At 60.6% G+C, this 22,431-nt stretch carries 18 protein-coding genes; 12 read left to right on the plus strand and 6 right to left on the minus strand.

Annotated features, from left to right (window positions below; translation table 11 throughout):
* Nucleotides 1–14 precede the first annotated feature (14 nt).
* Both glnA and HY962_17895 read right to left on the minus strand, forming a co-directional pair.
* A complete protein-coding gene (gene glnA / locus HY962_17890) occupies nt 15–1,445 on the minus strand; it encodes a type I glutamate--ammonia ligase (GenBank protein ID MBI5648804.1) in 1,431 nt (476 codons plus the stop codon).
* Complete coding sequence (locus tag HY962_17895) at nt 1,442–1,927, minus strand: Lrp/AsnC family transcriptional regulator (GenBank protein MBI5648805.1); 486 nt, start codon at nt 1,925–1,927, stop codon at nt 1,442–1,444. The genes glnA and HY962_17895 overlap by 4 nt, the downstream gene beginning before the upstream one ends.
* Nucleotides 1,928–2,093: 166 nt before the next feature.
* On the opposite strand from HY962_17895, the gene HY962_17900 reads away from it, so the two are divergent.
* The 11 genes from HY962_17900 (at nt 2,094) to HY962_17950 (ending at nt 12,331) form a co-directional block, all read left to right on the plus strand.
* Nucleotides 2,094–2,873: a methyltransferase domain-containing protein gene (locus HY962_17900; protein ID MBI5648806.1), complete on the plus strand. Its 780-nt coding sequence runs from the start codon at nt 2,094–2,096 to the stop codon at nt 2,871–2,873.
* Between the two features lie 16 nt (nt 2,874–2,889).
* A complete protein-coding gene (locus HY962_17905) occupies nt 2,890–4,023 on the plus strand; it encodes a glycosyltransferase family 4 protein (protein ID MBI5648807.1) in 1,134 nt (377 codons plus the stop codon).
* On the plus strand, nt 4,020–5,183 hold the full coding sequence (locus tag HY962_17910; GenBank protein ID MBI5648808.1) for a glycosyltransferase family 4 protein: 1,164 nt from the start codon (nt 4,020–4,022) through the stop codon (nt 5,181–5,183). Before HY962_17905 ends, HY962_17910 begins: the two co-directional genes overlap by 4 nt.
* Entirely contained in the window at nt 5,183–6,169 is a 987-nt protein-coding gene (locus tag HY962_17915; protein ID MBI5648809.1) for a glycosyltransferase family 2 protein, read from the plus strand. Before HY962_17910 ends, HY962_17915 begins: the two co-directional genes overlap by 1 nt.
* A 133-nt stretch (nt 6,170–6,302) precedes the next feature.
* Nucleotides 6,303–6,869, plus strand: coding sequence for an RNA polymerase sigma factor (locus HY962_17920; protein MBI5648810.1), 567 nt, complete (start codon nt 6,303–6,305; stop codon nt 6,867–6,869).
* A gap of 43 nt (nt 6,870–6,912) precedes the next feature.
* A complete protein-coding gene (locus tag HY962_17925; protein MBI5648811.1) occupies nt 6,913–8,376 on the plus strand; it encodes a hypothetical protein in 1,464 nt (487 codons plus the stop codon).
* A 72-nt stretch (nt 8,377–8,448) separates the two neighbouring features.
* Nucleotides 8,449–9,051 (plus strand): rhomboid family intramembrane serine protease, encoded by a 603-nt coding sequence (locus HY962_17930; protein MBI5648812.1) that lies wholly within the window; start codon nt 8,449–8,451, stop codon nt 9,049–9,051.
* A 126-nt stretch (nt 9,052–9,177) separates the two neighbouring features.
* A complete protein-coding gene (locus HY962_17935) occupies nt 9,178–9,843 on the plus strand; it encodes a hypothetical protein (protein ID MBI5648813.1) in 666 nt (221 codons plus the stop codon).
* A gap of 33 nt (nt 9,844–9,876) precedes the next feature.
* Nucleotides 9,877–10,677 (plus strand): alpha/beta hydrolase, encoded by an 801-nt coding sequence (locus HY962_17940; GenBank protein ID MBI5648814.1) that lies wholly within the window; start codon nt 9,877–9,879, stop codon nt 10,675–10,677.
* A 95-nt stretch (nt 10,678–10,772) separates the two neighbouring features.
* On the plus strand, nt 10,773–11,954 hold the full coding sequence (locus tag HY962_17945; GenBank protein ID MBI5648815.1) for a tetratricopeptide repeat protein: 1,182 nt from the start codon (nt 10,773–10,775) through the stop codon (nt 11,952–11,954).
* 59 nt (nt 11,955–12,013) lie between these two features.
* The gene (locus tag HY962_17950) at nt 12,014–12,331 is read left to right on the plus strand and encodes a DUF3467 domain-containing protein (protein ID MBI5648816.1); all 318 of its coding nucleotides are present in this window, start codon (nt 12,014–12,016) and stop codon (nt 12,329–12,331) included.
* Nucleotides 12,332–12,408: 77 nt separating this feature from the next.
* Here the strand turns inward: HY962_17950 and HY962_17955 are convergent, their stop codons facing one another.
* Together HY962_17955 and HY962_17960 are read right to left on the minus strand one after the other, a co-directional pair.
* Complete coding sequence (locus HY962_17955; protein ID MBI5648817.1) at nt 12,409–17,832, minus strand: VWA domain-containing protein; 5,424 nt, start codon at nt 17,830–17,832, stop codon at nt 12,409–12,411.
* Nucleotides 17,833–17,944: 112 nt separating this feature from the next.
* Nucleotides 17,945–19,132: a metallophosphoesterase gene (locus tag HY962_17960; GenBank protein ID MBI5648818.1), complete on the minus strand. Its 1,188-nt coding sequence runs from the start codon at nt 19,130–19,132 to the stop codon at nt 17,945–17,947.
* A gap of 144 nt (nt 19,133–19,276) precedes the next feature.
* Here HY962_17960 and HY962_17965 point away from each other — a divergent pair, with 144 nt between their 5' ends.
* Nucleotides 19,277–19,999, plus strand: coding sequence for a hypothetical protein (locus tag HY962_17965; GenBank protein MBI5648819.1), 723 nt, complete (start codon nt 19,277–19,279; stop codon nt 19,997–19,999).
* Between the two features lie 91 nt (nt 20,000–20,090).
* On the opposite strand, the gene HY962_17970 is transcribed toward HY962_17965, so the two are convergent.
* Entirely contained in the window at nt 20,091–21,128 is a 1,038-nt protein-coding gene (locus HY962_17970; protein ID MBI5648820.1) for a GDP-L-fucose synthase, read from the minus strand.
* A gap of 160 nt (nt 21,129–21,288) precedes the next feature.
* On the minus strand, nt 21,289–22,329 hold the full coding sequence (gene gmd / locus HY962_17975; protein MBI5648821.1) for a GDP-mannose 4,6-dehydratase: 1,041 nt from the start codon (nt 22,327–22,329) through the stop codon (nt 21,289–21,291).
* Between the last annotated feature and the right edge of the window lie 102 nt (nt 22,330–22,431).

Genomic DNA, 22,431 nt, shown 5'->3' on the forward strand with positions numbered 1-22,431 from the left:
CTACTTTCTACCATCTACACGTCAAAGTACATCCCAAATTCGAACGGATGCGGCCGGAGCGAAAGCTGCTTTGCTTCCTTGTTCATCTTGTAGTCGATCCACGTGCCGATGACGTCCTCGCTGAACACACCGCCCTTGAGGAGGAAGTCGTGATCACGTTCGAGCGCGCGGAGCGCCTCTTCGAGTGAGCCCGGTGTGCTCGGCACGTTTGCGAGTTCCTCGGGTTTCATATCGTAGATGTCCTTGTCCAGCGGATCGCCGGGATCGATGCGGTTGATGATTCCATCGAGACCCGCCATGAGCATGGCGCTGAAGGCGATGTACGGGTTGCAGGAGGGATCGGGCGTACGGAATTCGATGCGCTTCGATTTGGGGCTCGACGAGTACATTGGAATGCGAATGGACGCGCTGCGATTCCTCTGCGAGTATGCGAGGTTCACCGGCGCTTCGTACCCCGGCACGAGACGCTTGTAGGAGTTGGTCGTCGGATTCGCGAGTGCGCAGAGCGCGGGCGCGTGTTTGAGCAGGCCGCCGATGTAGTGCAGGGCCATTTCACTGAGGCCCGCATAGTGCTCGCCGTAAAAAAGCGGCTTGCCCTGCTTCCACAAACTCATGTGCACGTGCATGCCCGATCCGTTGTCGCCGAAAATCGGCTTCGGCATGAATGTGGCCGTACGGCCGTTCCTGAGCGCGGTGTTCTTCACGATGTATTTGAAGAGAAGAAGCTGATCCGCCGCCGTTACGAGCGGCTGAAAACGGAGGTCGATCTCGGCCTGACCGCCGCTGGCGACTTCATGATGCTGGGCCTCGACGTCGAGTCCGCACTCGATCATCACACGCACCATCTCGTTGCGCAGATCGTTGAGGTGATCCGTGGGCGGCACGGGGAAATAACCCTCCTTTGGACGCGGTTTGTAGGCGAGATTCGGCCCCTCGTCTCGTCCGGTGTTCCAACTGCCTTCCACGGAGTCGAGCATGTAAAAGGAGTGATTCGGATTGTTTGCATACCGCACGTCGTCGAAGATGAAGAACTCGGCCTCCGGACCGTAATACGCCGTGTCGGCCAACCCGGTCTGCTGCAGATACGCTTCGGCCTTCTGCGCAATGTTCCGGGGACAGCGCTCGTATTTTTCGCGCGTGAGTGGCTCGTAGATGTCGCAGACGAGACTCAAGGTCTTTTCCTTGACAAACGGATCGATGATGGCCGTCGCGGGATCGGGAATGATCACCATGTCGCTCTCGTGTATGCTCTTGAAGCCGCGCAGGCTCGATCCGTCAAAGCCGAGGCCTTCATCGAAGGTGCCAGCAGAAAAGTGTGACACCGGTATCGATGTGTGCTGCCACTGGCCCGGGAAATCCATGAACTTGAAATCAATCATCTTCACGTTTTCGCGCGCGACGAGGTCGAGCACGCGGGACACGTCTTCGGGGCGATGCGGGGTCATGCGTGTTTTTTCTCCGTATGATGAGTGTCGTGTGAGGCAAGTGAAATAGACAGTGTTTCCTTCCGCGTCGACAGCACCACGCTGGTGCGCGTGCCCTGCACACCGCGCCAGGATTGTATCGCCGACAGTATCCCCTCGAGGGATGCGGTGTTTGCCGTGCGGATTTTGAGCAGATGTGAACCGTCGCCGGTCACGGCGTGGCACTCGAGGATCTCGGGGTGTTGCAGCACGTGGCGCAGAAATTCCTCGTAGTGTTTGGAGGAATCGATGGTGACCGACACGAAGGCCGTCACATCGTTGCCGAGCAGTTTCGCGTTGAGAACCGCGGTGTATCGCTCGATGTATCCGCGCTCCTCGAGCTTGCGCAAACGCTCGCTGATCGCGGGCAGCGACAGGCCGGTCTCTTCGGCCAGTTCGTTCCTGCGCTTCCGCCCGCTCTGCTGCAAGGCGTTCAGGATGGTGATATCGATGGAATCCAGCACTTCAATTAATTAGGTTAGTTTGTGTGGTTGCCTTAATTACATGCGGTTGTTCGAACAAACATAGCATATTATTTAATCGAACGCAAGATGCCCTGAAAGAGTGCTCCGCCCGCCGCCGCCCCGCGCTACTGTTACTCACACAAAATCCGTATTCTCGGAAACATCCATGTCTGATTCGCCATTCTCGGATATCGCCGCATCGTATGATGCGGAATTCAGCGCGCTGCCGGAGGTCCGGCGGCTGCGCGAACGCGTGTACGCCCTGGCGCGGGAGTTCTTCCCGAAACGCGGACTCATCCTCGAACTGGGTTGCGGCACGGGCGTGGACGCGCGCCTGCTCGCGGAAGAGGGCTGGGAGGTGGTTGCAAGCGATCCCTCGTCGCGTATGCTCGCGGAGACGCGCGCGGCGTGCGAGGATCTGCCAACCGTGTATCCGCTGCGTATGCCCGCAGAACATCTTGCGTGCGTGCGTGACCGCGGCGTGGACGGCGTGTTCTCCAATTTCGGCGCGCTCAACTGCGTCCGTCACCTTGAACCGGTGCTGCGCGATATCTATCACGTTCTTCCCGATAACGGCGTTGCAATCCTCTGCCTGATGAACAGATTTTCCATCACGGAAACAGTGGCATATCTCCGACGCGGACGCCTGCGGGAGGCGTTCCGTCGCTGGCGGTGGAACGGCGTGAGCGTTCCCGTCGGACATCGCCATGTGCTGACCTGGTACCACTCGCTGCGCTCGATCAAGCGGATGATTCGCGGTCGTTTCACGATCGTCCGTGTTGTCGGACTCAATGTCCTTACTCCGCCGCCGTCGTTCACATATTTCCACGAGCGCGCCCCGCGGCTCATGGCGCTGGCGCGGCGGATGGAGCGGCGTCTCGACACGCTTCCTATTTTCTCGGTACTCGGCGATCACTTCGTGATCGTACTCGAGCGTTTCGAATAGTCGTCCGGCGCTCCTCATGCACATCGTGTACATGAATCCCCACTACGACGCAGGCATACGTGGTCCCGACGAATTGCTCGCGCGCTACACCGCATCCACAGGATGGTGTGAAGCTCTCGCGGCGATGGATACACGTGTGACGTGTGTGCAGCGCTTCGGGACCGACGCGGCGCTTGAACGCAACGGTGTATCGTATCATTTCGTCTCCGACGGCCTTCCGCCTCGCCTGCCGCCGTGGGCGATGCCGCTCCGGACACTCCGTCTGGCCGCTTCCCACGAACCCGATCTGATCCACGTAAACGGGCGTCCGACCACGCTTGTCCCTCTGCGCCGCATTACACCTCGCTCCACGTCCCTGGTCTGGCAGCATCACGGCGGACCCGACCCGGCTTTCCCAAGACGCCGGATCTATGCCACCTTCCTCCGTTGCGCCGATGCCGCGATATTCACCTCGCGTGAACAGGGAGAGGCGTGGAAAAGTCGGGGCCTGCTCCCTTTTCGAGCAGCGATATTCGCCGTGCAGGAAGCGTCGACATACATGGAATGCCCGTCCGCGCCGCAATTCGGTGATTCAGGTGCCGGAGCACCCCATGTGCTGTGGGTGGGCCGGTTGAATGCCTGCAAGGATCCCATCACCGTGTTGCACGGATTTGCGGAGATGCGCGTACAGTCGCCCCGCGCGTTTCTCACGATGGCGTACTCCGACGCCCCAATGCTGGATCGTGTGCGCGAGGAGATTGCACGGCTGGGCATCACCGGCGCCGTGAGGCTTCGGGGCACGGTGCCGCACAACGCGATGCCGGCGCTGTATGCGCAGGCCGACATCTTTGTGCTGGGGAGCCATGCCGAGGGCTGCGGTTTCGCCCTGCTCGAGGCCATGGCCTGCGGTGTGTACCCCGCGGTAACCGGCATCCCGCCCTTCCGCGTTTTGACGCGCAACGGCGAAATGGGCGCGCTCTGGGAACCAGGCGATGCCGGCTCCTGCGCGCGCGCGCTGCTTGCGGCGGCCGCAGGACGTCCCCCGGCCGCGGACGTGCGCGTCTTCTTCGACAGACATCTCTCCTGGCCCGCGGTTGCCGCGCGCGTGCGCGCCGCGTATGCGGAAGTGGTTGCAACGCGGCACCGTAGAGCCGCTGGAGGCCCGAGATGAACTCGACAGGCCCCCGCCGGCCGCGTGTTGCCGTGCTGGTACACGGCGGACTGGAAGCCGCCGGGACGGGCATAGACATCCCGTTTCTGACCGGTCTGCTCGCGCGTGCCGCGAAGCAGATCGACCTCACAATTTTTACGTTGCGCTCCGCGCGCGGAACGGAGAAGAGTCCGGCATTGACACACGCCCGGGTGGTCTTTGTTTCGGACCTCCCTATCCGAAATCCGGCCCTTCGTTACGCGCACCTGTTCGCGTCGGCATCTGCCGCGCACCGGCGTGTACCCTTCGATCTTTTCCACGGGATATGGGGACACCCGGGAGCACTGGCGGCCACCGCGCTGGGAGCCGTGCTGCGACGTCCGGTCTGCGCGAGTTTTCACGGCGCCGAGACGGCAAACCTGCCCGCCATCGGCTACGGTCACTTTCGTGTTCCTGCCGCGCGCGCCCTGCTGCTGCGCTGCGCGGCGTCCAGTGACGCGGTGACGGTGCTCTCGCGGCAACAGGCGGGCGTCCTCGAGGCGCGCGGACTCGATCCCTCGCGTATACACCTCATACCGCCGGGTGTCGACACCGATATGTTTTCCTATCACGAGTCCGCCACACGCCGCGGCGACCTATCGCTGCTGCATGTCGCGAATCTTACTCCGGTCAAGGATCAACATACGCTGATCCGCGCGACTGCGCAGGTAACGGCACGGATTCCGGCCTCACTGCGCATCGTCGGCGCCGATCATCTCGAAGGTCGATTGCAGGCGTTTGCAGACGAGTGCCTTCCCGCAGGGTGTGTATCCTTCCTCGGTCATCTGCCGCACGAGGTCCTTCCCGGCTTGTACCGATCCGCCGATATTTTTGTGCAAAGCTCACTGCACGAGGCGGGCGGCGTGGCCGTGGCCGAGGCGGCCGCGTCGGGGACGATGATTGTGGGAACGGACACGGGACTCGTGCGCGATCTGCATCCCCACGCCGCGTGTGCCGTCACGCCCGGAGATCCAGGCGCTCTGGCGGAGGCGATTCTTGCATGCGCCGCCGACACCGCACGCGCGCAGGGGATGCGACGCGCGGCGCGCGCGTGGGCGGAACACAATTCCATCGATGCGGCCGCGGCCGCGCTGCTCGCAGTGTACGAGACGGCGATCTCCCGGCAGCGGAGCGCCATGTGATGGCGGACGCGCTCACAATCTCCGTGGTCATCCCCACGCGCAACAGGCCCGAGCATCTCCGTCGCGCTCTGTGTGCAATCGCCGCACAGACACGGCCCCCCGATGAGGTCATCGTTGTTGATGCCAGCGACATTCCCGTCACACGGCACGCCCTGGTGTCTCAGTATGCTGCGTCGTCGTTGCGCTGTGTGCGAACGAACGCCTCGGTGTGTGTACAGCGTAATGCGGGTATTGCCGAGGCGCACGGGTCGCTTGTCTTCCTTTGCGACGACGATATCGAAGTCCCGCCGGAATATCTCGAGACTATTTTACGCCATTTCGAGACCCACCCCGACTGCGGCGCGGTAAGCGGCGTGGTATTGGAAGCGGATGAATCGGGCGGTTTCACCGACGGGATCCCTCCGCCGAATCCGCGAGCACTAATGTGGAGTTTTTTCTTCCAACTGACCGTATGGGCGGATCTCGATGCGCTCCGTCTCCCGCCGATTCAATCGCTGCTGCTGAGTCCGATCCTCCGCTGGTACCGGAGGCGCGGAAACACCTTTACGCTGGCGGGGTGGCCGCTTGTCACCCAGGTTGGCGCCGGAAGTTTTCATACGGCAGTGTACGGCCTGGGCGCGGCGGTTGTGCGCAGGGAGTGGCTGCTCGCATCTCCTTTTGACGAACAACTCGACGTACATGGCATCGGTGATAATTACGGAGTTGCCCTCGGTTTTCCGGGAACAACTCCGGTCACCGTTCTCCCCACGCTCAGGGTGTTGCATCACCGGGCGCGTGAGAACCGGCTTGTGCGCGCCGTGGCGCATGAACGGCGAATAGTCGCACTTCGCCATCTTCGGCGTAAGCGCGGTGTGTATACCCCTGCCTTGAGGCGCTGGCTGTTGTGGTCGATCTTTGGAAATATGCTCCGTTTTGCGCTTCGTTTCGACGGCACCTCGTTTCGGGCGGCCGCACGGGCCTTTCGGGCAATTGTGGGCCGGCAATGAAACCGCAGGCGGCCCGTCGCGTACACCGTTGGTTTGTAACCCTTTACGCAGCGCTGTGTCTCGATAATACCGGTGCCGGCGGGAAATCCCCGCGCGGACCGGTGACGCACCGCGGTGCGACGGCAGAAGGCCTATGGAACGCAAGTATTCCACACTGAACGACGCCGAACTTTTCCAGGTATTCCGGGGAACACCGGAGGAAAAGAATGATGCGTTTGCAGAGCTTTACGCACGACACTCCCAGCGCGTGTACGTGTACTGCCTCCGCATGAGCGGAAATCCCGACGATGCGAACGACCTCTTCCAGGAAGCGTTCACGAGGTTTTTTCACCATGATTTCTCCCGTGCCGTGGTCGCGAATATTCTCGCGTACCTGCTGACGAGCGCGCGAAACATCCATCTGAATCATCGACGCACCACCTCGCGCTGGTCGCCGTTCGAGGAAGACGACATGGCGGGCAGCACGCCCCCTTACGAGCGCGAAGAGTTGTTCAACATGGTGGGCAGCGCTCTCGATCTGCTCGATGAACCATATCGCGAGGCTTTCATTCTCCGCTTCTATCAGGGACTTTCCTACAAGGATATCGCCGCCATCACCGGTGATACCGTCGCCTCGCTCAAAGTGCGCGTGATGCGCGCCAAGGAACAGATACGCGGCATTTTGGCACCATACATCGCAGACGTAACAAAACACACCTGAACCACGCAGCTTTCCGCGCGCTCAAGGCGGAGGCATCAAGACCATGACACCGATACATCTCGTACACCAGTACTTTGACGAAGGGCTCGACGCCGTGCAGGAGGATCTTCTCTTCTCGGCGCTGAATACCGATCCGCAGCTCAGGCGGGAGTTCAACGAACACCTCCGACTGCATTCCTTCGTCCAGAACGACCTGCGCAGCATCACGCCGCCGGCAGCAGTCACGGCCGCACTCTTCACAGGGCTCGGCCTGTCCGCTCCCTCGGCGCTCGCCGCCACATCGGCAGCCCCCGCTGCCGCGCCGGCCGCGGCGTCATCGTCCGCTCCTGTTGCGGGTTCAGCCGTCTGGCACGCGCTTCGCTCCGCCGCACCGTATCTCGCCACGTCGCTGTTTTCCATCGTCGCTACATCGATATTTTTTATCTCGACATACACGCAGCAATCCACCGCCGATCTTGCCGCCACCTCGTCGCCCGCTGCCGCGTCCGTCCGGCAGCATGAAACCGCTCCCGTGGCAACACGTGAGCGGGCAGACTCCCCGACACCTTCCTCCGCGTTCAGGCAGGCGGATGCTGCGCGCTCCGTCGCAGCAACGCCTGTCGCGGTCGGGGACGCACCGGAAACAGCTTCACCGCAACCGGCAGCACCGACGCCCGAGTACCTGCAGACGGAGGCCCAGCCAGCTTCCGTGCCCGTTACACACCTTCCCGCGGTACAAACTGCGTCTGTTGCGGATGCGGCGGGGCTTGTGGAGGTCCGGACCCCCGCGACCAGCATGGCATTTGTTGATCTGAACTACATGGAGGAAGCACAGGCGGACCTGAGTGCGGAGGCGACCGATGAGGCCGCACATGTATCTGCACGACCGTCAATCGTGCCCGTTGCATTTGTGGAGCCGCAACTCGCATCGGTCGACACCAAGGGGCGGTTCTTCTTCGTGTACAACTCCGAGGGCGCCTTCCTCTCCAATCTTGTCTTCGAGATGCGCCTGCTGAACAGCCGCTCACATCCATCTGTGGATCTGCCCTACAATTCACACGACCTGTTCAAAGACATGGCCATAAGCGCCGTGTACAAGGTATCGGATCTTCATGCGTTCGGACTCGAATACGGCCGTGAGACCTTCGGTCAGGAATTTCAAATGATGAATCCTGCCACGAACCTGGCCGAGAAGGAACCGATACGCGTTGTGTATGATCCTCCCGTCCCATGGATCCCGTCCGTCGTTCAGCGGAACAAGATGCTCGACTGGTACGGCGCGGTATGGAAGCTCTCGCTGCCCGATCTCGGCATCCTCCATTTTGTCTATCCCTACACCCGCACAGTGCTTGGCGCCACCAAACTCGGACCGCTGGCCAAGGTACGTTTCGGACTCGAGATGTATCCGACCAACTACTCCATGTTCAACCTCGGGCTCGAGGGCACCATGCTCAATTATGTCGTGGAAGGGTCCTGGTATAAAACCTACAAGCTTGGCGTGACCTTCGGCGTCGCCGTCGGATTCTGAACCTGTAAGTCCCGTAGGCGGACATCGGGCGGATCCGTTTCGTACTGAGAACGGATCTGAGTATACTCCCCGATGGCATTCGACACACTGTCCGCATCAACGATTGTGCTGATTCTCCTTGTGGGGATCAGTGCGCTCGCATTCCTGTGGACGGATCTATGGTCGGCGTGGATGCTCCATCCGTACGGGATAATGGAACGGAACCGCTGGCATCAACTCGTCACCTACGGATTTGTGCATGGCAGCGTCGGGCACCTGCTCTTCAACGCGGTCTCGTATTTCTCGATCGCCCCTGCCGTCGAAGCGGCGCTCGGGCAGGGAGGATTTCTCTTTGTATACTTCGGCAGTCTTATCCTCGGGGCGCTGCCTTCCGTAATCTCGCACCGGGGGGATCCGGGGTACCGCGCGCTCGGGGCGTCGGGCGCAGTGGCCGGTCTCTTTTTCAGCGGCATGTTGTTTTATCCCGAACACAGGATCTACCTCTTCTTCCTGCCCGTCGGATTGCCGTACCCGCTGTTCGGTGTACTTTTCCTGGCGGGAAGCTGGTATGGCGCCCGGCATCAGCGCGATAATATCGGACACGACGTACATTTGTACGGCGCGCTGGCCGGTCTTGCCCTGACCGCGGTGCTGCGTCCCGACGCGGTGCCGGCTTTTATTCACGAAGTATTTTGATCACTGCCCGGAAGTGTGCGGAGTGCCGCGCACCATTCGCGGTCCTCGATGCGTTTCCCTCGCAGGCGGCGGTGTCGTACATTTGGGCTGCGGATCCGTCGCCGAACCCCACTTAGCCCTCGCATTATGAGCCACCCACTCCGCACCCTCGTTGCCATCCTGGCCCTCCTTGTTTGTACGCACACAGTTGCGGCGCAGGGACAGTTTTCTCCCATCAAGGAATTACATCCCGGAACGTTCAGCGTGGGTGCCAATTTCGGCATGACACTGTACTCGGGCGATATCGACCATGGCGCCATGTTTCCGGATGCCGATCATAAATGGGATCTTGGGGTCGATCTATACGCCCAGGCAAAGCTGTTCACTCTCGGGAGTTTTATGACTGGCTCACTGCTGGCATATATCAGCTACTCTCCGCAGAAGGCCATGTCCTCGGACTACGAATTTCGGACCGGAGTCATCAGCGTATCAGGCATCGGCAAGATCGAATTCTTCAATCGTGTTCCCCTGCGGCCCTTTGTGGGAGGCGGCTTCGGGGTTGCCTTTTTCAAACCGAATGTCACGTACATGAGTCCGCGCATCAAGGACCAGATCGCTCAATATCAGAGGGACGAGACCATGGCGCTCATTGTCCCGATAATGGTCGGAATACATTGGACCGTCACGCGTAATCTCGACATCACGTACACGTTCGTAAAAACACTGTCGTTGAACGATAATCTCGACGGCTGGGTCGCGAAGGACAACGACAATTACCAGGCAATTTCGATCGGCGCCATCTGGTATTTCTGAATCCGCCTCGCGGCGATTGCCACCTCGTCCTGCATGAAGAGCTTCGACATCGTCACGAAGAACGCGCGCCTGCGTGCAGCGCGTTTCGCACCGGCATTGCCGCGCAGCGGGATGCCCGCGGTCGTATTTCTGCATGAAGCGCTTGGCAGCATCGGGCAGTGGAAGGCGTTTCCACGCCAGCTTTGTGAGGCCCTCGGCTGTGAGGGTTTCGTCTACGAACGTCGCGGGCACGGATCGAGCGACCCGCTCGACGCTCCGCGTCGCATCGATTTTTACCATGAAGAATGCGAGACCCTGCGCACACTTCTCGCGGAGCAGCACATCGAACGGCCCGTGCTCTTTGGGCACAGCGACGGCGGAACCATCGCGCTCGCGTTTGCCGCGCGCTTCCCCGGCGGTGCGCGGGCGGTGGTCGCGGAGGCGGCGCACGTATTCATCGAGGACCTTACGCTTGCGGGCATTCGTGCAGCCCGCGACGCCTTCGAGCGCGGAGGCCTCCGTGAGAAGCTGCAACGGTATCACGGCAGCAACACCGAAGGTGTTTTCAAGGCCTGGGCCGACACCTGGCTCGACCCGCGTGCGCGCGACTGGCACATGCTCGACGATCTGCGCGCTGTGAGTGATCCCGTTCTCGTGGTGCAGGGAGAAGACGACCAATACGGATCGATTGAACAGGTCCGCGCGATTGCGCAGCGATGCAGTGGTCCGACGCGCACGCTGTTGCTCCCGTCCTGCGGGCATGTGCCGCACCTGGAAAAACGCGACGTGGTGATTGATGCGGTTGTTTCGTTTCTCGAAGACGCGCGAGCGGAGGCGTTTAATATACCGCGCTGAGGATGAGTCCGTTTGTTTCTCCCTGTGTCTTTGGGTAATTTTTCACGATCCGCGCTTTGCCGCGTCACCCGCCCCCAATTCCATTCGAGGAAACAATGAATCGCACGTATCGCCTCGCCCTTGCCGTCACCGCATTGGGTGTTGTGCTGCTCGCGACAACCGGCTTCCAGTGTTCGTCGCCGAATGTCACGAGCGGGAAAATGTACTATCAGCAGTATCAGTCGTCGAAAGACAGCACCAAGCTGAACCTCGCCATCGACGCATTCCAGAAGGAAGTGAACGAGAAGCCCAACAGTGCCGAGGGGTGGTACTGGCTCGGATTCAGCCACGGTCTGAAAAAGGATTACGGCCGTCTCCAGGAAGCGTGGGAGAAGGCCAAGAACCTTGGACCGCAGATGCAGTCGGAAATTGCCAACAATTCACCGTATTTCTGGCAGCAGGCCTATCTCGACGGAACCACCAAGTACAAGAAGGCGGGCATGAAAAAAGACAAGGCGCTCTACGAGTCGGCCTCGCGTTCACTGCGCGCCGCAACGCGCCTCGCCCCCGACACATCGGCCAAATACGAGGCCTTTATCATTCTCGCGTATTCGGAACTGTCCGCGGGGAACGAAGCCGCGGCACTGGCGGCTCTCGAGGAACAGAACAAATTCAAGCCGCACGCCGAAGCGCACAGGTTGATCGGACAGATCCAGACAACGCGCGCCGCCCAGTTGAAAAAAGACGGGAAAACGGACGAGGCGACAAAGAAGCTTGACGAGGCAATCGCGTTCCTCAATGGCGCGGTCGCAAAATTCCCCGACAATCCCGACTTGAATCAGGAGCTGTTGAACGCATACGTCGCCGCGAACCGCATCGTCGAAGCGAAGGAGAAATTCAAGGCCTACGCCGATGCAAATCCGAAGGATAAAAACGCGCAGTACGCCTACGGCACGGTGCTGCTCGAGACGAAGGACTACAAAGAGGCGCTCACGTATCTCGAGAAGGCCTACGCGCTCGATCCGAAGTTCGAGAACGCCATGTACAATTACTGCGTGGCGTCGCTGCGCTACGCTCTGCAGGTGCGCGACGCGGAATCAGCCGCGAATCCCGAGAAGCAGCCGGTTGGACACAAACCCATTCTCGAGAAGGCGCTCCCGCTCTTGAAAACACTCCTCACGATAAATGCCGACGCACTGCCGAACCTCGAGCTTGCGGGCAAGATCTACACTTCGCTCGGTATGACAAACGAAGCCCAGGACGTCTACAAAAAAGCGGACGCGATTCGCGGAAAATAATGCGGCAGCGTGGGACAACCCCGCGCGGTCCACACAGCAGGCCATTCAAGGACAGAGTCATGAACCAGCCACCGGAACAAACGCAACAGGTAAACATCGAGCTCGGCGAAACGGAAGCCGAGGGAATCTATTCGAATCTGGCCATCATCACGCATTCGAACGCCGAGTTTGTTATCGATTTTACGCGCATACTTCCGGGCGTGCCCAAGGCGCGCGTACATGCGCGCATCGTCATGACCCCGGTGCATGCGAAGCTGCTGCTTAACGCGATGCACGACAACATCGACAAGTACGAGCGCAAGTTCGGCGAGATTAAAATCGTAGGAGACCCCGGTCAGATGTTCATGGGAACCCCGCCGGGCACTCCCGTGCATTAGACGGTCCACGATTCCGGTAAAACAAAAAGGCCGTTCCGATTCGTCGGAACGGCCTTTCCTGTCCTGCGTGTCGTGTGTCAGCGTATAAGTAGCACCGCTGTTTCGTGTATACCATCAGGACCCGCGAGCCGGCACCGGTACATGCCTCCCGGCAGTGTGCCTGCGTCGAAAACGATACGGTGCCTGCCCGCATCATACACGCCTTCAACGGCCATATGTACCGGCCTTCCCAGCGCGTCGAGAATGTCGAGACGAATAGGGCCTCGGCGTGTGATACGAAAATCGATGCGTGTTGATGTGGTGAATGGATTCGGAGCGGCCAGCAGCGGTTCCGCCTCCGCCGCGCTGCGCACGGGAACGAGGCAGTCACCTGTGAGAAGAACGCGGCCGTGTTCATACTCGAGCCGCAACTCGCTCGCAGCGCGGTAGCCCGATCCGTTCACCCCCGCGGTGAACGACTCGCCCGCCGTCGTCGTGGTATCGAGAAAACGCAGATCCGCTGCCGCAATATCGAGTCCGTTCACACCGCCGTCGTACACGGCATCAAACAACAATTCCGCAAACACGCCTGTGCGCAGGCGCGGGATGGGGAGCGTCAACGCCGTGTCTCGAAGTGACAGCACTGCGGGCCGCGTTGGATCCGTCGGCACTGTCAGTTGCACGCGCGCGCCACGCCACCCGTCCGCTGTGAGTGTGCCCTGCTGTCGCAGACCCGCGAAGGCGAGCAGCGCGGGATCGAACGTGATGTTCACCGCATACGACGAAATGGCGCCGACGCGGGATGCGTCGATGGACACGGGAACCACGATCCGCTGTCCCCGTCTCGCGTTCACGTCGCGCGGCAGCGTCAACAGCGCCGTCCGCGGCGCGCCCTGCACGAACAAGGATGTTTCCGCCCGCGTCTCGTGTGCGTTTGTCGCGCGCACCGACATCACGAATGTGCGTGTCGCACCCTCGGCGGCACGCGCGGCCCGCATGCGCCACACGATGTGATCCTGCAGTCCCTGCGCAAGAACAGCCGAGTCGGCTTGTTTCTCTGCGGACTCGCCCTCGTCGAAGGTGATGCCGTCGGGAGGCAGCAGCAGGGCGGTAACCCCGCGTGCCTGCCGTCCGTCCACAGTGCCCTCGACGCGGAACACCGTGTGAGAACCCGTTGGAGAGGCCTCTCCTTCAAAGTCGTCCACCGTCCAGTTGAAATGAAGCGTATCGGCAGGGTGTGTCGCCAGAACCGCCCCGATCGCCACGGCATCGGTGGCCGGGACGCCTATTCGGCGCTCGCATTCCGCAAGAGTGCTTCCGCCGCGGGAAACGACGAGCAGCAGTCGCTCGAAACGCGCGCGCGGCTGCGGCACGGCGCGCAGCGTCCAACAGAACCGCTTCGCCGCGCCGGGAGCCAGCACAAACGCCACGGTATCGGCGGCGGGAGAGAGCCGTTCGAGACCGCTTGTTGGAAGAACAATCCGCACCTCGCCGGAATCAAGAGTATCGGGTCCTGTATTCCGGATTTCCAGGCACGTCTCGAATTGTGCGGGGAGGTACTGCGCGCGCTGGGCGTCGAGTTGCAGCGAATCCGGCGCCTCGCATCCTGTTTCAAGGCCGTCCGATCCTGCGGGAAGCAGGCGCGGCGTTGCGCAGCACGAAAGACCGTCGTTTCTATCCGTCTGCACTGTGGCGCAGATTCTTGTGTCTCCCGAGACGGAGGGGAAATCGGTGATAAGCCGCCACACGGCCTCACTCTGTCCGCCTGGCGGCAGGACGGGCACGGGCTTGTCCGCCGTCTCGCCCGCATCGAGTCGTGTGTACGGCGGCAATACGAGCCGCAGTGTACCGCCTGTCGCGGACACGCTGCTCTCATTCCGCACCGCGGCGCGAAAGCTGATGGACGTGCTGCGGCCGGTCGGGATTGTGTCGGGTGCGCTGCATGCAAGTTTCAGCACAGACGCAACGCCGCGTTCAAGGGTCACAGCGGCTGTGCACCAGTCATCCGTGGTATGTGTTGCGGGAAGATCCCGCGCAATGGCGCCGATGCGAATCGTGTCGGTGACGATGCCCTCTCCGTCGAGCGGCGCAAAAAACCAGGTGAATGTTACGCGCGCGTTCGGCAGCAGCATGGGAGTCTGTCGTGGTGAAACTGCATCGAGCGGAAGGAGGTGTCCGCCCGCGCTGGCCGTCAGCCGGCAGTCGTATGCCGGGGCGTCTCCCGTATTCACGAGTGTCGCGGTCACCCGCACTGTGTCGGGGCCGGACCCCGCAGTTCCTCGGCCTGTGCGCGCGGTGTCGGGTGATACTGCACACACGAGTTGCAAGCGCGGCACACGCCGCCGCTGCACAACAAGCACGGCCGAGCAGTATGCTGGTGCCGCGTCGGGCGACACGACAAGCACGCGTACCGTGTCGATCGTCGGCGTGTCGACCGCTTGCGGTACAAGCAGGAAACGTGGTGAGAGCGTCGAATCCATTTCACTGCCGCCCGGCAGATCCCCCACCGCGATATCGGCAGGTGATGCGGCGGTGAAGAGGGCGCCCTGCAGAAGATACACATGTGTGGAGCGGGCGATCGCGCCTCCCGTGTTTCTCAATCGTACCTGCACCGGAATGGGGAGCGGCACATACCCCGTGTCGTCGTAGCGCACCGTGTCGGGCACGGTCAGGGAACAGGACAATTGTGGCGCGCGGCCGTCCGAGCCGCGTATCACTATCTGTGTTGCACATTTCCCGAAATCCGAAACCTGACCGTCGACACTGATGTCGAGAGTATACTCGACCGATGTGGCGGCCGGTGAAAGAAATGAAGAGCGGGTACGCAGATTCCAGACACATTCACGCGACTCACCAGGGAACAGAATTGGAATGGTTCGTGTGGCGGACGTGTCCCCTGCCGCCGGATCCGCTTCGAAGGGATCGGATCCACCCGCGGCTGTGGGACGCACGGTGACGCGGACATCACGGAGCGGCTGCGCGGTGCCGTTTGCGAGTCTTGCGGTCAAAAGAAATTGTGCCGGATCGATGCTGACTGTTCCGGAATCCATGACAAAGTCGGTGACGGAAGACGCAAGCGTGCAACGCAGGCGCTCCGGAAGCGGAGGCGCGATGGTAGAGCAGGAGGTGTACGCCGTGTCCGTCGGCGCGCCGTACGCATCCTCGCCCCAGACCATCCAGCCGAATTGCAGCGCCGTTGTGTCGGTAGGCCTGCGCGTGTATGCGACACGCCAGGTGATGCGGGCTTCCCCGCCCCCGGTGCTGCGCGGAGTCAGGGACGCGGGGACGGCATTACGCCGAAGTGTTTGCGCGGCATCGGCTAATACGACACCCGGAGGAGGAAGAAGAAGGGCGACAATCCGAGTTGCTGTCCGGTCGCCCGGATTGACTAGCGACAGTGTTACATCAAACGTGTCGGACATATAGACGCCGCGCATGGAATCGACCGGCAGAGCGAGGGGCACTTCGCAGGAGGGAAATAGCTTCGGCGCATGCAGAGGCGGGACGTCGAGATTTGTTGCGCAGACGGAGGTGTCGCGGCCTTGTATCGCCCGCGAGAAAAAGCGGAGTGTTGCGCCGCGCGGCTCGGCGGCGATACGCGCACGCATGATAAATACGCCGCTCTCGCCACGTCGAAGGACCGGCGGTGTAAGCAGACCCACCGGGTGATCGACCGTTGTGTACGGCGTGATGGATGCGGGCAGCTCGAGGACTACGCGGATGGTGTCCGTGTCACGTCCGCCTTCATTCCGCACTGTCACAACGACGGATGTGGGAGTGGGATCGTAACGCCGTCGCACTGTGTCGGCCACAAGAACCGGTGCACTGACCGAGCAACGGATACCCGCGTCGGCATCGGGCACGATCACGCGAGTGCAGCACACGATGTCGGGATGATTGCCGAACTGGCCGCGTACACACAAGGCGAGCGAATCGAGGGATGCGCGCGGCAGGGCTCGCACGAGCCATCGTATCGTGGCCGTGTCGCCGACGGCGAGGTCGCCTCCGGGCAGCATCTGTGTCAACGATGCCGGCGACAGTATCTCGAAGGCATCCGGCGCTGCTTCGAGAAGGAAGCGCGCCGAGCGCAACACCTTCTCGCCCGTATTTGTGTAGTGCGCGACGAGTGTGACGGTGTCGGGGCTATACCGCCGCAGGGATGCGTCCCATACCAGGACGGCTGGAGCGTCGATGGTGCAGCGCACGCTCGGCCGCTTTGTTTCGACGCAGATTTCGGCAGACCCCGTCCTGGCCGCGAGACATCCGGCTGTGAACGTCCAGGCATTTACCGACAGCGGTGCGCAACGCGTCTGATCCTGTTCCCTGCCCACAAAAGCGAGCCGGAACATGGTGCCGCTTCCTTCGACCATCACTTTTTTGCGCGTGTTCACAATCACCGCGTCACCCAGTGTGGTCGAAACAAGCTCCGCATTTTTTAACAGGCACCCTTCCCGCGAGGCGATGCCCACATACCGCAACAGTGTTGTGTCGTAGCGGATCGTTACTTCCGATACGGGGAACGGCGCCTGTGCGAGCGGAGTGAGCAGATCGACCGGAACAACAAGCGTGTCGCCCTCCTTCACTGTGCCGCCGCGTGGCTGCACCTCTATCGGAATTGCGGGAGCCCCGTCGACCGGCGCTCGAAACGTCCACGTCTTCCTGTCCGATCCGCCGCAGAAATTTTCGATGCGTAATTCGACTGTACGGAGCGTGCCGTCGGCGCAGGCGGAGCGGTAGACGATCTCGCACGCCTCAATGCCGGCCACGTCCATAAAAATGTCTTCGTACACTCCGGGCAGTTGATCTGCGTTTTGAACATGATGGAACACACCCCCCGTGGCGGTCGCAAGGTAGTTGAGCGCTACATCGTTCACGTCGGCTCCGATACCCACGGTGATCACACGCATACGCCGTGAGACAGCGTAGGCGGCCACTTCGCCCAGGGTGCGCACGCTTGCATTGTCGTTGCCGTCGGTCAGCACGATTACCGCGCCGCAGGTGTCGTACCCGCTGCCGTTGTTCACGAGTTCGGTAATGGCCTTCCAGGTCGCATCCCACACGGCCGTTGTACCAGCGGCGGGCAGGCTGTCGACCGCCGCCTTCAACAGGAGTTTGTCCGAAGTGAGGGGCTGCACCAGCGTATCCCGGCTTTGGAACCAGATCACCGCGGCACGGTCCTGAACACCGTCCATGTTCTCGATGAAGTTGCCCGCCGCGATGCGGGCGTACATGTTTTTCTCCCCGCCCATGCTTCCGCTCGCATCGAGCACGAGCGCAGCAACAACGCCGCAGCGGGCCGTGCCGTCGGGGCAGCGCAGCTCGAACTCACCCATGTCGACGCTGTCTTCAAACACACGGAAGCGTGTTTTGTCGAAGGCATGGGTCCAGACGCCCTTGCACTTCACGGAGAAATCGATGCGGATCGAGGGCCAGTTCAATCCGAGCCCTCGAAGCGAGAGCACCGGCTGCGCAAACGATACGGCACTGCAGGCAAGGAGACAGAGTGCGACCAGGAACAGCATGGTGTTCCGGTGCGCCCCTGTTTCCGCGCGTGCGGAGTATCCGATGCGGAGCCGGCGTTGTGTCATGGTTGCGAAATATACTATTTCGTTCAACGCGTGGGGAGGTAAATGCTCAGCGGAGTGTGACACAGCCGACACCGCCGGACGCGTTGTAGCGGAGCGGTACAAGGGAGTATCCGATGCCAGGAGAAACATACACCAGGGTTGATCCACGCCGGTCGTATCCCGATACAACAGGATACCGCAGACTTGCGCTCGAGAGCATCAGGCCATAAAACCAGAATCGAATTTGTCCACCGTGCGTGTGCCCGCCTGCGACGAGTATGACGCCTGCTTCCTCGGCTGTCTTCAGCAACTCTGCCGGACACTGATGCGCAAGCACGATGATCGGATGTGTCGTGTCCTGTGTAAGCAGCCCACGCAGCGCAGCATCCCCGATATCGGCATCGGTGAGCTGCGTGATCCCAACCACGCGCACCGTGTCAGTTCCGCGCACCACCAGTGTACCAGTATTGTCGAGCACGGTGAATCCCGCGGCCCTGAGCTGCTCGGCGACGCTGTCTTTCTGCGCCCATCCCGCCCACAGGTCGTGATCACCGAGCACGGCCGCTTTTAACAGTCGCGCACGCAACGGTGCCAGCAGTGCAGCGCCTGCCGGAACAAAGGTCATCCGCCGTGTCGCGAGGGCGACATCTCCCACAAACAGCACGATGTCGGGATCGAAGTTGTTCAGTGAATCCACGGCCGCTCTGATGCTCGACGGATTGAGGTATTCGTCGAGTTGCGTATCACCGAGAATGGCGATACGTATCGGTGCGCCGAGACCCGCCCGAATGTCGGCCCGGCCGACTCGAATGGTGCGGGCCTCCGAGACGAATCGCGCCGGTACAACCACAAGACAGGTGCCGTATAACAACAGAGCGATCACAGCAACGGTGCGACGGGTACGGGCGGACCAGCGTCCCGTGCGTTTACGCGCCGCCGCCCGGAGCACAAATAGCGGGAGTGCCGTGATAAGAAATTGTGCAGCCACAATGCCCGCACCGCAGGTGGCTGCAATCAGCAGAAATCGTAGCGATCCCCCCGGGGCCAGCGGATTGTCGGGCGGCAGGTGTCCTGCGTACACAAGCTGCAGGACGGGTGAAAGACACAGCAGCGCTGCGGCGAGCATCGTCGCGCCTCGCGAAGGCGTCCGCGTGATTCCCGCATCGACGGTGAACCACGCGACAGAACGTGCCGCGGTAATGAGGGCCAGAATGGAATATAGGGCCAGACTCTCAGGAGAAAACAGCGTGTCCATACGGGGTCTGTTTCTCAGGCATCTGCAGCGTGTGTGGAATGTTGGGCATAGTTGATAAAGTCACATAAATCATGGATTTTTGTTGATTGCTTTCGCGAGACGGATACACCGGTCGCGGGATTCTTCACAGTTTTGGAGCACCTTATGTCGCTACGGCTTTTCATCCCTGTCCTTCTTCTCGGATTCGTGTTCACTGCCTCTGCGCAGAAAAAGGAACACGACATCGCCGCCGAAACCAAGGCCGAGGTTCCTGTTCTTGCGGACTTTCACGACGTAATCGCGCCGCTCTGGCACGATGCGTGGCCCAACAAAAAATACGACTTGATCAAGGAGCTTCTGCCCCAGGTGCAGAAATATACGCAGGAGCTTCAGCAGCTCGAACTGCCGGGGATTCTCCGCGACAAAAAGAACAAGTGGGACGCCGAAGTCGCGGCGCTCGCAGGACATACCGCGGCTGTATCCGCCGCCGTGGAAAAGAACGACGAAAAGGGCATGCTGGATGCAGTGGAAAAGCTGCATTCGTCGTATGAAAAGCTCGTGCGTGTCATCCGTCCGCGCATGAAGGAACTCGAGGCGTATCACGTGCACCTCTATAAGGTCTATCACTATTACCTGCCCGAGAAAAACGCCCAGAAGATCCGCGCGATGGCCGATAAGATGGCGGATGCGGCGACAGCCTTGTCGGCTGCGGCCACACCGAAGAAACTGGCGGCCCGCGAGCCGGAATTCAAGGCCGCCGTTGCGGAACTTGTGAAGGCCACAGCCGAGCTGCAGAAAGTGTCGAAGGGGAAGGACTTCACGGCGACGGCGGGCTCGGTCGAAGATGTCCACACAAAGTACCAGGCAATCGAACACATGTTTGATTGAGTGGAAAATCCGAGAATGGAAAAAGGACCGCGTGCGGTCCTTTTTTTATTTCCAGGTGATGATGGCGCATACCCTGCGCAACGACAGCGGCTCAGCGGGCCGCGTCCATCCGCCTCCGGTCGCGATACCATGCGTAGGTTGCCGCGATGCCCTCGCGGAGCGGAATAACGGGCGACCAACCCGTTGCGCGGATACGCGACACGTCGAGCAGTTTCCGTGGCGTGCCGTCGGGGTACGCGGGATTAAAACGGATTTCGCCGCCATAACCGACGACCGATGAAACACGTTCGGCCAGCTCGCGGATGCTCACATCCTCACCACATCCCACATTCAGGAAGAGTGTCTCTTCGTAATGCTGCATCATGTGTACAAGAGCCGCCGCGCAGTCGTCCACATGGAGGAATTCCCTGCGGGGAGTGCCCGTGCCCCAGAGGGCGACGTGGTCGGCGTACACGCCGAATTCGGCACACGTGTCACGCACTGTGCTTTCGTCGCCGACGGGCAGGCCCAAATCTGCCGCGGCGTCGGCATGACGGCCTGCGGCGAGCAGCGACCCGAGATGAAACTTGCGAATCAGAGCCGGCAGAACATGACTGCTGCGAAGATCGAAGTTGTCCTTTGTCCCGTACAGGTTTGTCGGCATCGCGCTGATGAAACGCGTCCCATACTGACGGTTGTACGATTCACACATCTTCAATCCCGCGATCTTTGCGATGGCGTAGGGCTCGTTGGTCTGCTCGAGTTCCCCGGTGAGTAGATGTTCCTCCCTGATCGGCTGGGGCGCGTGTTTGGGATAAATGCAGGAGGAACCGAGGAACAGCAGCTTTTCCACTCCATGCTGCCACGCGGCGTGGATGATGTTGTTCTGGATCTGGAGGTTTTGGTACAGGAACTCCGCGCGGAAGACGTTGTTTGCGTGGATACCGCCGACACGCGCCGCCGCAAGGAACACGTACTCGGGTTTTTCCGCCTCAAAGAACGATTCGACCGCGCTCTGCCTGGTCAGATCCAGCTCCGACATATCACGGAGTATCAGATCCGTATATCCCTCACTGCGCAGGCGCCGTGTGATCGCCGAACCGACCATGCCCGTATGGCCGGCGATGTATATTCTTGATTTCTGTGTCATGTGCAATCGCCCGTGCTAGTACCTCGAGTCAATACAACAGGATTTTGGAGGGACACAAAGTGAGACGCGCAAAAGATCCGTCCGACCCGCCTCCTCGCGCTCTTTTTCCTCCTACCATCTACCACCTACCATCTACCATCTACCACCGACTCTCTCACACCTAGTACCCACGCTTCACAACCTTGTCGTAGTCTGCGCGTGCCATCATTCGTGCAAGTTCATCAAAGCGGACTCGGGGCTCCCAGCCGAGCAGACTCTTTGCTTTTCCGGGATTGCCTATCAAGAGATCGACCTCGGTGGGACGGTAATACGACGGATTGACAGTGACGATGGCGGCGCCGGTACGCGTGTCGCGGCCGACTTCCTCCACACCTTCACCCTCCCATGTGATGGGCATGTCGAGCTCACCAAAGGCCACCTCGACAAACTCGCGCACTGTATGGGTTTCACCTGTCGCAATGACAAAATCGTCGGGACTGTCCTGTTGCATCATCCTCCACATGGCCTCGACGTATTCGGGGGCGTAGCCCCAGTCGCGTTTTGCGTTCATATTCCCGAGCGAAAGCGACGGCTGAAGGCCGGCCTTGATGCGTGCCGCCGCCCGTGTGATTTTCCGCGTCACGAAGGTCTCACCCCGCCGTGGCGACTCGTGATTAAACAGAATGCCATTGCTCGCGAAAATGTTGTATGCCTCGCGATAGTTCACCACGATCCAGTATCCGTAAATCTTGGCGACCGCGTACGGCGACCGCGGATAAAAGGGTGTGGTCTCGCTTTGAGGTACTTCCTGGACCTTCCCGTACAGCTCGCTCGTGGAGGCCTGGTAGAATCGTGTGGACACACCCGTCTCCTTGATTGCATCAAGAAAGCGCAGGGTCCCTATGGCATCCACTTCGGCGGTATATTCCGGCACCTCGAACGACACTTTCACATGGCTTTGCGCCGCCAGATTGTATACTTCGTCGGGCTGCACCTTCTCGAGCATGCGGTTCAGATTGCTCGAATCGGTCAGATCCCCGTAATGCAGAAAGAGCCGTGAGTTCAACACCGCGGGATCGTTGTATAAATGATCGATGCGCCCGGTGTTGAAAGAACTGCTGCGACGGATCAATCCGTGGACTATATATCCCTTCTCAAGAAGCAGCTCTGCAAGATAGGAGCCGTCTTGACCGGTGATACCAGTGACGAGTGCGGTTTTCATGATGTACTGTTGTTAGACGTGAGACGGGAGACGGGAGACGGGAGACGGGAGACGTAAAGGCGTAAAGAGGTAAAGGCGTAAAGACGTGACACGCGAGTTGTG

This window comes from Ignavibacteriota bacterium (genome assembly GCA_016218045.1).
Classification (GTDB): domain Bacteria; phylum Bacteroidota; class Ignavibacteria; order SZUA-365; family SZUA-365; genus JACRFB01.